At 43.0% G+C, this 16,186-nt stretch carries 13 protein-coding genes; 7 read left to right on the forward strand and 6 right to left on the reverse strand.

Annotation, left to right across the window (positions count from 1 at the left end; translation table 11 throughout):
- Positions 1 to 101 precede the first annotated feature (101 nt).
- The 7 genes from FO441_RS10205 to nhaC all read left to right on the forward strand — a co-directional run bounded on the left by FO441_RS10205 (position 102) and on the right by nhaC (position 8,892).
- Complete coding sequence (locus tag FO441_RS10205; protein ID WP_145289586.1) at positions 102 to 1,592, forward strand: phytoene desaturase family protein; 1,491 nt, start codon at positions 102 to 104, stop codon at positions 1,590 to 1,592.
- 85 nt (positions 1,593 to 1,677) lie between these two features.
- Entirely contained in the window at positions 1,678 to 2,151 is a 474-nt protein-coding gene (locus tag FO441_RS10210) for a glycosyl-4,4'-diaponeurosporenoate acyltransferase CrtO family protein (protein WP_145289588.1), read from the forward strand.
- A gap of 91 nt (positions 2,152 to 2,242) precedes the next feature.
- The gene (locus FO441_RS10215; RefSeq protein WP_145289590.1) at positions 2,243 to 3,745 is read left to right on the forward strand and encodes a phytoene desaturase family protein; all 1,503 of its coding nucleotides are present in this window, start codon (positions 2,243 to 2,245) and stop codon (positions 3,743 to 3,745) included.
- A gap of 76 nt (positions 3,746 to 3,821) precedes the next feature.
- Positions 3,822 to 4,925, forward strand: a complete 1,104-nt coding sequence (locus FO441_RS10220) for a glycosyltransferase family 2 protein (RefSeq protein WP_145289692.1) — start codon at positions 3,822 to 3,824, stop codon at positions 4,923 to 4,925.
- Positions 4,926 to 4,985: 60 nt separating this feature from the next.
- Positions 4,986 to 5,864, forward strand: a complete 879-nt coding sequence (locus FO441_RS10225) for an alpha/beta hydrolase (protein ID WP_145289593.1) — start codon at positions 4,986 to 4,988, stop codon at positions 5,862 to 5,864.
- A 335-nt stretch (positions 5,865 to 6,199) separates the two neighbouring features.
- Complete coding sequence (solA, locus tag FO441_RS10230; RefSeq protein WP_145289596.1) at positions 6,200 to 7,348, forward strand: N-methyl-L-tryptophan oxidase; 1,149 nt, start codon at positions 6,200 to 6,202, stop codon at positions 7,346 to 7,348.
- Positions 7,349 to 7,386: 38 nt separating this feature from the next.
- Positions 7,387 to 8,892 (forward strand): Na+/H+ antiporter NhaC, encoded by a 1,506-nt coding sequence (gene nhaC, locus FO441_RS10235; RefSeq protein ID WP_145289599.1) that lies wholly within the window; start codon positions 7,387 to 7,389, stop codon positions 8,890 to 8,892.
- A gap of 524 nt (positions 8,893 to 9,416) precedes the next feature.
- Here the strand turns inward: nhaC and FO441_RS10240 are convergent.
- The 6 genes from FO441_RS10240 to FO441_RS10265 all read right to left on the reverse strand — a co-directional run bounded on the left by FO441_RS10240 (position 9,417) and on the right by FO441_RS10265 (position 16,184).
- Entirely contained in the window at positions 9,417 to 10,616 is a 1,200-nt protein-coding gene (locus FO441_RS10240; RefSeq protein ID WP_186365546.1) for a PDDEXK-like family protein, read from the reverse strand.
- 98 nt (positions 10,617 to 10,714) lie between these two features.
- Positions 10,715 to 11,011: a MazG-like family protein gene (locus FO441_RS10245; RefSeq protein ID WP_145289604.1), complete on the reverse strand. Its 297-nt coding sequence runs from the start codon at positions 11,009 to 11,011 to the stop codon at positions 10,715 to 10,717.
- Entirely contained in the window at positions 11,004 to 12,656 is a 1,653-nt protein-coding gene (locus tag FO441_RS10250) for a DUF2075 domain-containing protein (protein ID WP_145289607.1), read from the reverse strand. Before FO441_RS10250 ends, FO441_RS10245 begins: the two co-directional genes overlap by 8 nt.
- Positions 12,657 to 12,795: 139 nt before the next feature.
- Entirely contained in the window at positions 12,796 to 14,406 is a 1,611-nt protein-coding gene (locus FO441_RS10255) for an OPT/YSL family transporter (RefSeq protein WP_145289610.1), read from the reverse strand.
- 1 nt (position 14,407) lies between these two features.
- Positions 14,408 to 15,052: an aspartate/glutamate racemase family protein gene (locus FO441_RS10260; protein ID WP_246095112.1), complete on the reverse strand. Its 645-nt coding sequence runs from the start codon at positions 15,050 to 15,052 to the stop codon at positions 14,408 to 14,410.
- Positions 15,053 to 15,089: 37 nt separating this feature from the next.
- Positions 15,090 to 16,184 (reverse strand): M24 family metallopeptidase, encoded by a 1,095-nt coding sequence (locus FO441_RS10265; protein ID WP_246095113.1) that lies wholly within the window; start codon positions 16,182 to 16,184, stop codon positions 15,090 to 15,092.
- Positions 16,185 to 16,186 lie beyond the last annotated feature (2 nt).

Here is a 16,186-nt window from a genome sequence, read left to right on the forward strand (position 1 = left end):
TTTGACCAGACGATGCATGAGCCGGACAAATAGATATATGTATTAATAAATCCATACTGCAACGCGTACCAACTATTTTCTACTATGAGGAGATGTCTCGAATGCCACAAAAAAGCGTACTGATCATCGGCGGAGGACTCGGAGGTCTATCCGCGGCCATTTCCCTGACCCAGAAGGGATATGATGTATCATTATATGAGAAGAATGATCACCTGGGAGGAAAGGTGAACCGTCTGGAGCAGGATGGTTTCGGCTTTGATCTCGGTCCTTCGATTCTGACCATGCCGAAAGTGTTTGAAAAGCTCTTTACTGGAAGTGGAAAAAGGATGGCGGACTATGTGCCAACAATCAGACTGGATCATCAATGGCGTTCTTTCTTTCCTGACGGCAATGTGATCGACCTGTATGAAGATATCAATGACATGCAGGAGAAGAATGCGTCACTGTCTGATAAGGACATCAAGGAATATAAGAATCTGCTCGTCTACTCCAAGAAGCTCTATGATACGACCGAGAACAGCTACTTCAAAGGTGTCGATGAGGCGAGGGATATCATGAAATATCAGAGCCTGTTCAGCGCATTGAAGGGCTTTGATCTATTTTCAACGGTGCATCAGGCGATCGACAAGCGCATCAGCAACACGCAGCTGAAGGATATGCTGTCCTACTTCGTCAAATATGTCGGTTCCTCTCCCTACGATGCACCTGCAGTACTGAATATGATGATCTATATGCAGCATGACCAGGGCGCGTGGTATGTACCGGGCGGAATGGGCAATCTGGCCAAAGGTCTGGTACAGCTTGCCGAGGAGATCGGTGTGACGCTCCATACCGGCAAGCATATTACCGAATTGCGTAACACGCAGGGCAGAATCACCGGTGCTGTCCTCAGTGATGGTACGGAATTGAATGCGGACTACTACGTTTCCAATATGGAGGTCCTACCGACCTACGAAAAGCTGATCGGGGAAAATAAAGACTTCACCCGCAAGCTGAGAAAGAAATTCGAGCCTGCGAGTTCCGGTCTTGTCATGCATCTGGGCGTAAAGAAAAGCTATCCTCAGCTTGGCCACCACAATTTCTTTTTCGCGGAGGATATGAAGCGGCAGATGCATCGCATATTCCATCGCCATGAGCTGCCGGATGACCCCGTCATCTATCTGGTCAATGTCAACAAGACAGACCCGGACCAGGCACCGCCGGGACATGAGAACCTGAAAGTACTCCCCCACATCCCGTATATCCAGGATGAGCCTTTTACATCCGAGGACTATGAGCGCTTTGCCGAACAGACACTCGACAAGCTTGAACGCATGGGTCTGACGGATCTGCGCGAAAACATTGTCACGAAAGATGTCTGGACGCCGGAGGACATCGAGCGGGTATACGGCTCCGACCGTGGCGCAATCTATGGCACCTTATCCGATCGCAAGAAAAATAAAGGATTCAAGCACTCGAAACAGAGTGAACACTATGACAATCTCTACTTTGTCGGCGGTACGGTCAATCCCGGCGGCGGAATGCCGATGGTCACATTGAGCGGCCAGCATGTATCTGACAAGATCGCCGAAAGGGATGCTGAAGAGGGCTGATGCCCTCATTTTAAATAATGATGTCTGTTTTAAAACTGGTGCAATAGACTTCCGTAAATAATGAAGGTGTTTAGGAGGTGCATACATGCAAGTGTTCTCGTTTTCGCTTTTCTGGACCATCGTCATCGACATCGCGGCCTGGACTTTCTTCCATCTGGCCATTTCAGCCCTCTGTCTGAGGCTCCCGCTCGCAACTTTTCAGAATGAGGCGTTCTGGTCCCGCATCTATCCATGGGAAAAATCAGGGGCGCTTTGGGACCAGCTGTTTCGGGTAAAGGCATGGAAAGGCAGACTGATCGACGGCGCCTCCCTGTTCAGAAGCGGATATCAGAAAAAAACACTGCATGGCACCGGCAAAGAGGATCTGCAGACATTCGCCGAGGAAACAGAACGGGCCGAGCTGACCCACTGGCTCTCAATTCTCCCCGCCCCACTGTTCTTTTTGTGGAATCCTCCTATGGTGGGGTGGCTGATGATCGTATATGCAGTTGTTTTCAATCTCCCCTTCATCATCACCCAGCGGTACAACCGCGGACGCATCAAAAAAATGCTGTCGTGACAATGCAGACTTATGCACAGCTTCCATTTTTAAAAAATATTAAACAGTATCAGACACGACCGAATATGTATTCAGGGAACGAGGTATAGGCATGACAAAGAAAGTGATCGTCATCGGTGCAGGCGTGGCAGGACTGGCAAGTGCCATCAGACTGCAGCACGCCGGCTACCAGGTGGAAATACATGAAAAGGACTATACTCCGGGCGGGAAAATGAACCGTATCGAGCAGGATGGCTATCAGTTCGATCTCGGGCCAAGCATCGTCATGATGCCGGAAGTCTATCGGGAGATATTCGAGCTTTGCGGGCGGGACCCGGATGATTATATTCCGATGGAAAAGCTGGATCCCATGTACAGGGTGTACTTCAGCGACAGACCGGATACACCCATCGACGTCTCGTCTGATCTGACTGAGATGACGAGAACAATCGAATCCATCAACAAGCCGGATGTCGAGGGGTTTCTTCACTATATGAGTGATATCTACAAAGGCTATACATTTGCCATGGACAGTATCCTCAAGCGGTCGTTCCACAGAAGAAGTGACTTCTATAATCTTCCGATGTTCAGAAAAGCACCGAAAGTCAGACTGGTGGGGACAGCCGATCGTTTCATCGGCAGATATATAAAAAGCGAACGCCTGAAGCAGATTCTTGGCTTCCAGACATTATACATAGGCGTCTCTCCGTTCAGCGGTCCTTCTTTCTATTCGATGATTCCGATGATCCAGTTCCTATACGGCATATGGTTCATCAAAGGTGGCATGTACACAATGGCGACTGCCATGGAGCGGCTCTTCAAAGAGCTTGGCGGAGAGATCTTCTACGGGAGCCCGGTGCAGGAAATCGCCATCGATGACCAGCAGGCCACTGGAATCATCGTCGATGATAGAAAAATCGATTCAGACTATGTCGTCTGCAATGCGGATTTCCCGTATGCCATGAAAACCCTGGTGAAACAGCCCGAGGCCAAAGGGAAATTCACCGACAAGAAGATTGACAGCATGAAATACTCCTGTTCCGGCTTCCTGCTCTATTTGGGGATGGACCGGAAGTATGAAGGCGTCGAGCGTGTCCATAACTTCATTTTCAATGAATCACTCGAGAAGAACATGCAGGATATCTTTGAAGGGAAGAAACTCGAGCACGCCTCCTTCTATGTTTATGTGGCATCGAAACTCGATCCAACACTTGCACCGGAGGGGAAGGATGGACTATATATCCTGGTGCCTGTATCCGATCTCGATACGGCGGACTATGAGTGGAATGATGAGACGATCCAGTACTACCGCACCTACATTCTCGAAACCTTAAAAACAATACAGGGATTTGAAAACATCGAGCAGGAGATTGTTACCGAAACGTGCTTTACGCCACTGGATTTCGAGTCCAGGTTCAATGCATACAACGGTGCTGCCTTCGGGCTGCAGCCCACCCTGTCGCAGAGCATCCACAAGCGTCCGCAAAGCAAATCACCAAGCTGTTCCAACCTGTATTTCACAGGCAGCAGCACCCATCCGGGTGCAGGTGTGCCGATCGTCCTACTATCGGCCGGAATTGCTGCTGATGCACTGATCGAGGACGATAAGAGCTGATTGTGGTACTATTCCAATTACGAAAATAAAGACGTCACACATCCAATCATTGAATTGAAAGGGGAAGATACTTTTGATGGTCAATATATCGCTCGGGCTTCTGGCAATCGGTGCCGGAGCACTCATGTTCTGGTCGCTGCCCCTGCCAAGGAGCCGGGATGAAAACACCGAATATCCTTCCCTGTCCATCATCATTCCTGCAAGAAACGAAGCGGAGCGGATTCCTCATCTGCTGAGAACATTGCAGGAACAGAAATACAAGTCCTTTGAAGTGCTGGTTATTGATGATGACTCCACCGATGATACCGTCTCTGTTGCAGAGTTGTACGGCGCAACAGTACTGCCGAATGAGTCCTCAGAAGAAGGTGCAGGAAAGTCTGCAGCGTGCTGGCATGGCGTCCAGCATTCGAAAGGACAGTGGCTGCTGTTCCTCGATGCCGATACCCGGTTCTCAAGTCCCGACAGCCTGGGCCATCTACTGGCACTGTATCAGCGAAAAGGCGCAAAGGGCATTCTGTCCCTCCAGCCTTTCCATCACATTGAAAATCTGTACGAAAACCTTTCCGCCATCTTCAACATCATCGTGATTGCGGGAATGAACAGATTCACTGTATGGGGAGACCGGTTTGAACCCGCCGGCTCTTTCGGCCCCTGCATCCTATCCGACAGGGAAGACTACTTTTCAACCGGTGGACACAAGAAGATCCAGACAGCCATCATGGACGACCTGGCACTGGGACAGGCATATCTCGATAAAGACTTGCCCGTACATTGCATGGGCGGCAAGGGCGTCATCTCTTTCCGCATGTATCCGGAAGGCTTCAAAAGCCTGGTGGAAGGCTGGTGCAAAAGCTTTGCGCTCGGTTCTCAGTCCACACATCCGGCAGTGATGCTCTTGACCATCATCTGGATTGCCGGCAGTTTCATAACCGGCGGTGCACTGATCTCATCTCTGATAATGATGAGTCCAGTGGACATCGTGCTCACCGGTGTGCTGTATCTGCTCTATGCCCTTCAGACCATGATATTCGCCAGAAGATGCGGCAATTTCAAACCGTTCATCTTCCTCTTCCATCCCGTCCTGTTCTCATTCTTTGCAGGCATATTTGCGTACTCCATCTTCCGGGTACACGTCCTGCGTTCTGTGAATTGGAGAGGACGGAAAATAAATATCAAATAAGAATTCAGTCATCCGTTCCTATCCTGCCGAATACTAGATAAAAAGCGAGGTCAGCTGTCCATGTACAAAGTCCTGTTTGCGAAACTGCTGCGAAGCCTTCCGAATAAATCCGCTAAAAATCCGACGGTCGATCAGCCGCCATTGAAAGTCAGAAAAGATTTCCTGATTGAAACATCCATTGAGCCTACACAAGTTTCACTCTACTATCCATTGGAAGCAAGACAGGAAAAGTACCCCGTCTACATCAATATCCATGGGGGTGCCTTCATAATGAACGATAAGGAGATGGATGAACCCTACTGCAACTACCTGGCCAATGAGACAGGATGTGCCATCCTCAATATCGAATATGTGAAAGCCCCCGAGTACCCTTTCCCGAATGCCATTCAACAGAGCTATGAAGTACTCCAATGGCTGAAGGAAGAAGCGGATGATCTTGAAATCGATGCTGACAAAATAATGGTGGGCGGCCAGAGCTCAGGCGGAAACATTGCCGCCGCCCTTTGCCTCCATCTAGAAAGCAAGCAGGAAAAACAGCCACTCCTCCAGTACCTATCCTGCCCGATGCTCGATTTCGTCACACCACACGCAGAGAAGCCGGAGCCAGGCATATTCCGCTCACAATTTCCACAAGCCGCAAACTTCTTGAACATGAGCTATGTGCCCGAAGAAGAAATGGCGAGGCACCCCCTCGCCTCCCCCGTCTATGCCGACGTAACCGACACCCTCGCCCCTGCACTCATCATCATTGCCGAGCATGACGCCTTCAGACCCGAAGCCGAGAAATACGCCGAGAAACTAAAAGCAGCAGGCGTAGAAGTTCAGGACGAAATATTCACAGACTGCAAGCACGCCTTTACACATCTCGGACCAAAAGAAAAAGCCCAGGAAGCCTGGGTACTGCTGGCACGGAGGATTAGGGAAGCATCAGAGGGATGATATTTCGATAAGACAAAGGATGATATCAAAACAGTGGCGCAGGGTAATATTACCTTTAATTATATCAGTTGTTAAGCATAGAAGTTTTCACCAGTACGATAGCAGATCACTACTTATAAATTGAGATTGCTCGGTCTGCTTTTGAATCAGAACTAAAAAATGTCACGAATGGAAACTCTAAGTCAGATTTAAAACCTCACTTAGAGTTTCCATTTTTATGCTCTACTGATTAATTATAAATAAGATAGAAAATTCTAAATAAATTGATATTTTATGCGAAGTGAATTAATCTTAATAGGTAAGCTTTTATTATATCAACTGAAAGAAGGGACATAATGGATGCTGATGTGGGAGTAATAGGTTTAGGAACTATGGGGAGTATGGCTTCTTGGCAATTAGCAAAAGAAAATGTTTCAGTGTTAGGATTTGAGCAATTTGGTATTGGACATGATCGCTCAGCAGCAGGAGGAGAAACTCGTCTTTTTCGTACTGCTTATAAAGAGGGGTTAAGTTATATACCGTTATTAAAAGATGCATATAAAATGTGGAAAGAATTAGAAAACGAAACGGGTAATTCTCTGTTTCAAGAAACTTCAGGATTAATTATCGGAAATACTCAGTTGGAAAGTATGAAAAATGTTTTGGAAGGTATTCGACAATTTGATTTAGAACACGAGGTTCTTACTATGCAGGAAGCTAGAGAACGGTTTCCTCAACACTCATTAGCACCAGATGAAATAATGATAGTCGATAAGCAATCAGGTTATCTCCGCCCTCAACATGCTATTTTCTCAGCTGTACAACTTGCTGAAAATCTGGGTGCCAAAATTTTAAGTCATACACCAGTAGAGAATATTTCTCCTGTTAAAGACGGGGTGCTTATTCGAACAAAGAATAAGGAATATAAGGTGAGAAAAGTACTGATAACAGCGGGACCATGGTCTAATCAATTTTCTCAGGAGTTCGATAATCATCTTGAAGTACGTCGTTTAGTGAACGCTTGGTTTCTTCCTAAAAACCAAGAGTTGTTTAACGAGGAGAACTTTCCAGTCTTTACAAAAGAAAAAAAATCAAATAGTTATTATGGATTTCCTACTGTAGATGGGAAGATGGTGAAAATAGGTATATTTAGTACAAATCGCGAAAGAATTTTAAATGCAAACCTACTGGACAAGAATGTAGGGATAGAAGAACTAACATCCTTAAAAAAAATTATTGAGAAGGAACTACCAGAACTGTGCAGCGATCCTTCCAGAGTTAATGCATATATGGAATGTTATACAGAAGATAATAACCCTATCATCGGAAAAACTTCCGGCCAAAAAAATGTTTTTATTCTAACAGGATTTTCGGGTCATGGATTTAAAATGGCTCCAACGATGGGAAAGATTGCAAAAGAGTTACTTTTAAACCAAAATTCAAGTTTTTCACTAGATATCTTTTCTCCAAAAAGATTCTTATCAAAATGTAATACCTCTCAATAGAGATAGCTTTAATAGATAAAAAGGAGGACTGACTTATTATGAAAAATAATAAGATTAGAAGACAACCAACATTTGGTGAGTCTATATTTTCATTTTTAATTATGTTTTTCTTTGTTTTCGTTGGTTATATGATTCTTGGGTTGCGCATTGAGCTTATGATGATTGCTGCTGCTGCTGGAGCAGGAATTTTGGCATGGAGAATAGGCTATACTTGGACTGATATGGAAAGTGCTATCACACAACGACTTATAAGTGCTACTCCAGCCATCCTTATCATTTGGGTTATCGGTATTGTGATTGCAACGTTCATTTTCAGCGGGTCTATTCCTATGCTTATTTTTTATGGTATACAAATCGTACATTCAGAGTATCTCCTTATTTCTGCGTTCCTATTATGCCTTCTCTTCTCTATAGTAACTGGAACCTCTTGGGGATCAGTTGGAACTGTAGGAGTCGCATTTATGAGTATCTCTGAAGGACTTGGTGTACCCTTACATATAACAGCGGGGGCAGTTATTTCGGGAGCTATTTTTGGGGATAAAATGTCCCCTCTTTCAGAGACAACTAACTTAGCTGCTGCAACTGCTGGTGCAAACCTATATGAACACATAAAATCTATGACTTGGACCACTGTTCCAGCAGGAATTATCACATTTATTGTTTTCCTATTCGTGGGTAATGTTGTGGGGACCAGCAATGAAGGATCGTCCGTATCGAGTATACAGATGCTGGATGGTCTTGACAACATTTTCACATGGAGTCCTTTACTTCTTATCCCCTTTATTGTCATTCTTATAGGTGCGATTATGAAAAAACCTCCTGTGCCTACGATGTTACTAGGTTCGCTGACAGCAATAATTTTAGGGGTCGCATCTCAAGGTTTTTCTCTTCAGAGTGCTACAACAGCGGCTTTCAGTGGATTCGATGTGACTATGATTCCAAATATAAATACCGAAACTTTATCAGAAGGCGTACTTACGCTTGTTAATCGCGGGGGCATAATGTCAATGGTGACTGTAGTAATTATTATTTATTGTGGTTACGCTTATACAGCGATTATAAGTAAAGCAGGTTTCTTAGAAACAGCTCTTAATCCTCTATATAATAGAGTTCGGAAACGCGGTCCACTGATGATTACAACATTGTTTACTGAATTTGTGATTTTATTCTTATCTGGGACTTCTTACACTGTAGCGATAATGATTCCAGAAATGTTCAAAAAGGCCTTCTTAAAAGCTGGTATGCCAGCAAAAACACTTTCTCGCAGTATAGAAGATGTAGGAACGATGTTAGCACCTTTTATACCGTGGGGGACGTCAGGTGCGTTTTATATCAGCACGCTTGGAGTTACTCCCTTTGGATCTGGGGGATATGCAGTATGGACAATAATGGCTTATGTGACTCCAATAATTGCTATTATTCTAGCATTTACAGGCATTGGACTTTATAAAATGAGCCAAGAAGAATCAAAAAGAGCTTTACAAAATTATAGAGCTACAAATTCTGTAATGACTAAATCAACTAATACTGTCAATCAGGCTTAACCTCGAAAACATATTGTAATTTAGAGAATGAATGTATCCAAAAATCATTAGTTTTCTTACTTTATGTTATGTTCTCAATTGAGTGAATAAGAATTATCTAAAGAGCTATGTTTACATTAAATGACTTTGGGATTATACCGGGGTCATTTTTTGTTCAATACATACAAATTATTCTGTGCTTCTTAATTGTAGTTGAAATCTAGACTATGTATAAAAGCAAGATATAATTTCTATTACCTATACGTAAAGTCATAATCGTGTAAATATTCATTAATAATCAATTGTATATTTAATTTTTGTTAAAAATTCATATCGGAGTTGGATTGAAACATCGATAACCTGATGTAGGATTTTGGGAGTATCACCAAATGTAAAGTTACCACTTACATAATCGCGAGACGTTCGATGCACAGAGGAATAATATTAATTGATCTAACAATTTTTTACATACTGAACAAATTACTTTAAAAATAGCACAACTCAGATGAGTTGTGCCGACTAAAATCAATTTTCTTTACAATCGCTTACTTGAAGGACAGTTCATTCAGCAATACCCACTCCAGCTCTCTCAAATCACTATTGAGGAACCGATCCACTTTGATTTTTATATCTTCATGCAGCTTTTCCTGATTAAGCTCATAGTTGTCATTGTAATCAAGGAAATTTTTCAAATATATCGCCGTATAGGCGGAAGTCAGTTTCTTGTTCCTTCCTCTGAAATAAGCCGGGTTAAATGAAACAACGTCATATAAATTGTTTCTTACGTTCTCGTCTCCAGGCCCGATAATCAGCTTGATTCTCAGTCCTTTTGTTGTATTCTGGAACTCGAAAAGCAGTATTCTTCCGCTTGAAGTCCAACCGGAGCCTTCATTTGGAATCTTCTGATCCAGCCCTTTTGTCGTAAAACGAATGAAGCCCTTGTTACTGTCGTCCAATACCAGTTCATCATCCGCTTCAATCATTTCACGCAGAGTGCCAGCTATATCAGACTGTACATCCGGCTTGTACTCAAATATCAAGTCAAGAGCACGCTTGTGCTTGAAATAGATTTCCTGGCATATTTTTTCAATCTCGTTATCTCCCACAACGTACCTCCTGAGTGTATCTATGTACTGTTCAATAAAATGCTTTACACTTGTCTCCATCATATTCTGTTTCAGGGTTAGAGCAGATTCTATCATTTCCACAATCTGACGGTAGTTCATGCTCATCCATACATCCGGGTTGCTGGCATCATCCCCAAAAGGCGTAAGATAGATGAACAGTTTCTGATATTCCGGATACTCACTCTCGACGATATCCTGATACTTCTTCAACTGGTGCGCGGATTCCTTGCTCCAAACCTTGTTCTCGATAACAAGCATCAGCTTGTTTGTTTCAGAAATGGCGAGCAAGTCTATATTGCGCCACTCTCTCCTAACAACCAGATCATGATAGTCCCTTAGCAACAGCTTCAAGGGATCATGGCCTTTCAACTCAACATCATAATTGCGGGTGACTTCCTGTATAATCTTTGAAATGAAAGTCTCTCCTATCCCATGCTGCTCATTGGGAGACATCAGCCAGCCCAGTACATTGCTGTGGCGGATTTCCGTATTGACGATACCAAGTGTCTCAAAAGCATTGAATTTTGAGGTCTTCTCCTCTATTCGATTGAGGTCATTGATATCCATAAGGAAATCTTGAAGTGCTTGTTTGTCTTCGTCGTATTGTTCTCTTTCCAATCTTTTGTCCTCCATACTTCTTGCGGTGCAAACTCTATTATTATAACTTAACTATAAGCAATAGAAATTAAACAATACTAATCTTTCCCCAATTCAAATTAAAGATCAACCGGATACTTCTCTTTATTTTTCTCCAACTTCCTCAATATAGCTTCTTTCATATCAATATTCATATCATCCGCCAACATTAATCCATATATAAATACATCAGCCAACTCTTCTTCGATATTCTGTCGATTTTTCTCGATTCCTTCTTCAGCAGTGATCCATTGAAAGTTTTCAAGAAGCTCAGATGCTTCCAAAGATAAGGATAAAGATAGGTCTTTTGCGTTGTGGTATTGTCTCCAGTTTCTTTCGTCTCTGAATTTATTTACCTCTTTAATCAATTCATCCATCACGTTCACCCTTTTTGTACTTCTCTTGTAAGACTTTTTTAAGCTTTTCATCGCTGGCATATAGATACAGCCCTTTGACGCCCCGCTTCATCAATACGTTGATGGAGTTCAGTATGATCTGCTCCTTCATTTCCTTCACGTTGTATTCAACTTGCACTTCGGAAGAAGTTCTAAAAGCTTCTTTGTCTTTATACTTTTGTGGCAGAAGTTTCAACTCCTGCTTTTCTTCATCATATGAAACGGAAGGGCCTAGAATGACGCCAACATAGTTGAGGTCAAACCCTTGGATTGTATATATTGAGCCGACTTCCTTAATGGTTTCAGGGTGCTCTGCCCATGTTTCCTTATATTCGGTCCTATTCCAGATACCTTTAAAACCGGGTTCTCCCACATAGTATTCAGCCCCATCTTTCTTATGCTCATAATCGAAAGTTGCGACCACCCGCGACAGTTGGTGCTTTCTATCTTTATCTTCAATCGCCTTGAACATTTCAGCAGCACTGTCGAAAAGCTTCAACTCATAATCCCCGGTATTCTCTGGAAATCTTTTAACCTTCTTATCTACAAAAGAATCAATCCAGTCGACGACTTCCTGGTCAGCCTGTATTCTGAACTGATCCGTAAGTTCAAACCTTTCCACCTTGGCTCCCTTCGTCATTCCTTCAAGAAGATCGCTGGACCAGTGACTCTTTAGCTTTAGAAATTGTTTTTCATCAAATACGACTACGGTCACCTTGCTTCTCAGACTAATATCTCTGAGCTGGTTATCTCCTGTATAGCTATTATACTTGTCACTTCTGGAGAGAAGCAGATGCGCTTCATCCACAAAAGTGATATCAGCAATTTCTCCGGTTTTATCGATGTTATTGATAAAGGATGTCGGTTTCATGAAGTTCTTTTTCTTAAGATTCGGCAGGCTTTCCGAAATGGATTCATAAGTTTTTATCATCTCATTATGGTTGACCAGCAAATAATTATTTGTTCCTTTCAATGCCGATTCTTCATCTTTGCTCAAGTCTTGTATCGCGTTGAATGTAGAACTCAGAACAACACTTTTCCCTGTACCCGCATCCCCTTTCACTAGAAATATCGAACGTTCACCTGTTTGTATATGTGTTTTACAAAACTCCAGTATCTCTTCTTTCAATTCCACTTGAGATTCCGATAGTTCTTTATAAGGAGATAGCTTGAATACATCCTTGTTCTGGAGATATTCCAAAGTATTGTCTACTAGTTTATCTGCCCTCAGCTTCTCCCAAAGCTCACTGAATATCTCGTTATCGTATTTGTATTTTTCATAGTAATTATGAGTCATTGACTTTGTCGTCTGGCTGATGTTTCTAAGAGTATACTTGTTGTCCGCTATGAAATAGTTGATCAGGTTTGTTTCAATGTTATATGTAGCAGATTGATTGAACATCTCATGTGAAACCAGCAGCACCTTATCCAGTCCCTGCTTATTTTTATCTTTGAGGTGTGCTTTCATCCTATTTCTCATCTGAACCGTCTGACCGATATACGCACTTTGTTTCTTCTTATTATTATGCAGTATGTAGACAATAGGGAAATTATTATAGTTCATGCCAGTTAAAGTTCTAATACCAATCTCATTAAAATCAAGAGCTTTCAGTTGCAAGTCGGTCATATTTCCACCTCAAACTTAAATGTTATGAATATTCTATCATAAATAATAAATATTAAAGTCTCGATTGTTAAAATCGAGACTTTAATATTTATACTTCCTATTTTTTATTATCTTAGTTTTTAATTGAAGACACCATTCCCTATCTCGCTCTGAAAATAGAGTTGAAGAAACTGTAGAGAGCATCGCCTGCGATAAATCCGGCTGCTGCTGTGTACATAGTATTTTGAGCTTCTTCTCCTTTGATCTTAAGGATTGCAACTCTGATTGCCAACCCTGCAAGCACTGTCCAACCGGCGATCGGATTTACCAGCAGTAGACCAGTCGAGAATAGAATGCCCATCTGTCTTTTTGGTCCGCCAATCAGTTGGAGCAACGCACCTGGAATGGCCCATAGTACAATGGCCCACGCCACGGAGCTGTCTGCACCTGCTTCTATCGTCGCTGCGAATACATAATCGACAGGTGGTACGAGATCTTGGGCGAAATAACTGCCGTGGAATAGTGCAACCATCACTATGGCGATACCAAATCCGATCAAGGATACGAAGAATTGCATTCTTCTTCCTTCAAGTTCAAACTCCAAGGATTCTTTTGACCTTAGAATGAATCCTGCTTTGAAGTCATATCCCATATCTGCAAATGCGGGACCTGTCGCTGCGGTATACCCTACAAGCATGGCAAGGGCTGGTACTGGGAATCCGAACAGGATACCTACTACCAATGAAATCAAGGAGACGGCAAATGCTGGGAACCATCCGGAGTGCATTGCAGCAATACCTACTATTATTTCAGTGATGATTGCGGCGAATGCAGCATAGACAATAAACAAGAGAACCATAGGCAAAGACATATCCGTTATCACACCTGCTATTACTGCAAGCAGTAGTGCTCCGATTATGTAGGCAACATATCCAAAGCCAAGGGCCTTACCGACATCTCTTTCGGTTCTTGTAACACTTCTATCTGGTTCAACGTCCTCATTGACCTGCATTACTGGATCATTTTCATCTCTTTTTCTTCCTTTGCTCCCTTTAACCATCAAGTAGATGAACTGACCAAAGGCGACGAGTCCTGCGCCTACCATGATACCATGTGGAATGTACGCGTCAGTCATGCTGATGCCGAATAGAAATTCCGAATATCCGCTCAGCAGTAATCCAAGACCAAACATGGTCAGGGCGATAATGTTACCAATGAATGCAACACCAAATGCGGACATTGGTATTCCAGCCATAGCACCGCCTATTCCAGCTAAAATTCCTAGCCCTAGTACGCCCGCTTTCTTCCCACCTTCATCACCGGCTTTGATAGCTTCTGCGGTTGCGATACCAGGTGGCCATGCACCTGAAGCAGGGAATACTTGTGAACCGAACATCTTATACATTATTGTACCATCAATGACTAGAGCAATCCCTGCTCCAATAAGCATTGGAGTAATCAGTTCTGGCATACCTAATACAAACGGAACACCGATAGGTATGAACAACGTATTACCTGCACCGAATGTTGCAGCGGAAATCGCAGTTTGAATCAAGTTCTGATTATGTACTGATCTAAACTTATACAGAAAAGCAAACGGTATTCTTCCAAGCACCATTGCAAATAATGCACCGATAATGGAGGTGTTCGCTGTTATTCCTAGTGTAGTAATCAATTGCATCCCGATAATTGCACCCATTACGGTAAGTACTATGATTAAAATAATGAATGTAGGATCAAAAAAAATATTCCTCTGTTTTGCGTCTTTCATCTTACCCACCCCTTAATATAAATGACAGTATGTTGCCTTCTGCTTCGACCGGATCAATTACTGGTATGCCAAGCTGGTCTTTAAGTATTTCTCCAAAGCCGATAGTTACGTAGCCTGTACATGCAAATACTATTGTTTCGGCTCCATCGCCTATCAATTCTTCAGCTGAAGAAATCGATTTTTCTATTGCTTCTTCCTTAAGCAAGTCAGCCGTGTTATTCACACCTTCCGGTTTTCTCCATGAAACCAGACTGTCACCCAGGATTTCTGTCATGGGAGCAGGCACTTCGTTGGCAATAGTCAGAACGCCTATCTTCCTTGAAACCATCTTCGCCATATGTGCTGCACAGCTACCGGCTCCTACAACAGGAATGGTAACTGCCTGTCTAACTAGCTCCAAACCTGGATCAGCCGCACAGCTTATCGCGATACCATCGACTGCGTGCTGCTCTTCCATTTCTTTAGCCAGCTCTATGATTTTAGGAATGGCTTTATGCTCGCTTTCATCATCATAAATACCTTTTGGCTGATCAGGAATACACCGGTTGACGCAATTGATATTATAGAGTTTCTCTATTTTATTACCATGTGCATGAAGTATCTGCTGATCCTCGGTCGTGAACACTCTTATGATCCCTACTGACAAAACATCCATCCCCTTTACTGATTTATAAATACAGCATTCAGACTTCAATCAGATCTTTCTCAAGGTTCATCAAATTTATATGTCCATCTTCAGTGACGGCAATTGTGTCTTCTATCCTTATACCGAACTTATTGGGCAAATATATCCCTGGCTCGACTGAGAAGACCATTCCAGGTTCCAAAGCCTGATCATTATTCTGCATAATGTATGGTTCTTCATGTGGATTGATTCCTAACCCATGTCCAGTACGATGGTTGAAATACGCGCCATAACCATGGGAACGAATGATACTCCTTGCCGCTTCGTCTATTTCACCCGCTGTTATTCCAGGCTTTATAAGGTTGACGGCATGCTGCTGGGCTTCTTTTACTATTTCATAAGCCTTTCTTGCTTCATCCGATATGTTGCCTACAGCCACAGTTCTGCATATATCACCGACATAACCATCTATTATGCAACCAAAATCAATGACGACCAGTTCTCCTGCAGCTATCTTCTTTGCACCTGCTCTGCCATGCGGACTTGCGCCTCTTGGACCTGAAGCAACGATAGTTTCGAATGGTGTTCCAGCAGACCCTCTCTTTTTCATTTCGTATTCCAGTTGTGCAGCAATTTCGACCTCCGTAATGTCCGGCTTGATAAACGGAAGCGTTGCTTTAAAACTATCCTCTAATACTTTTGCAGCATTCTGCAGCTCAGTAATTTCCTGATCCTCTTTTATTAATCTGAGAGAGTCGATCAGATGATCTGCATTCGTCAATTCACAGCCAAGTGATTGAAATACTCGATATTCTGTCACCCTACAATTACTGTATTCAACACTTGCTCTAAAATCTTCTTGGGGCAGTACTGCCTTTAATTGCTGCAGCGCACCTTCAATACCTTCTTCGTCCTTATAGCTGATCACATTATTTTCAAATACCGCTTTGAACTTATCTTGTTCCACTTCTGGTACAAGTGAATGAATTTCTCCATTTCTGAGGATTACTAAAAATGTTACTCTTTCACTCTGCTTAATCTTCAGGCCAGTGAAGTAGAGCATGTTAGGTCCTGGAACTATGAAAGTGGTATCCACATCATTCTGGCGCATCAATGTCAATAGCTTGTTCATTGCTGTATCATTAATTTGCATCA

This window comes from Salinicoccus cyprini (assembly GCF_007713705.1).
In the GTDB taxonomy this organism is placed as follows: Bacteria; Bacillota; Bacilli; order Staphylococcales; family Salinicoccaceae; genus Salinicoccus; species Salinicoccus cyprini.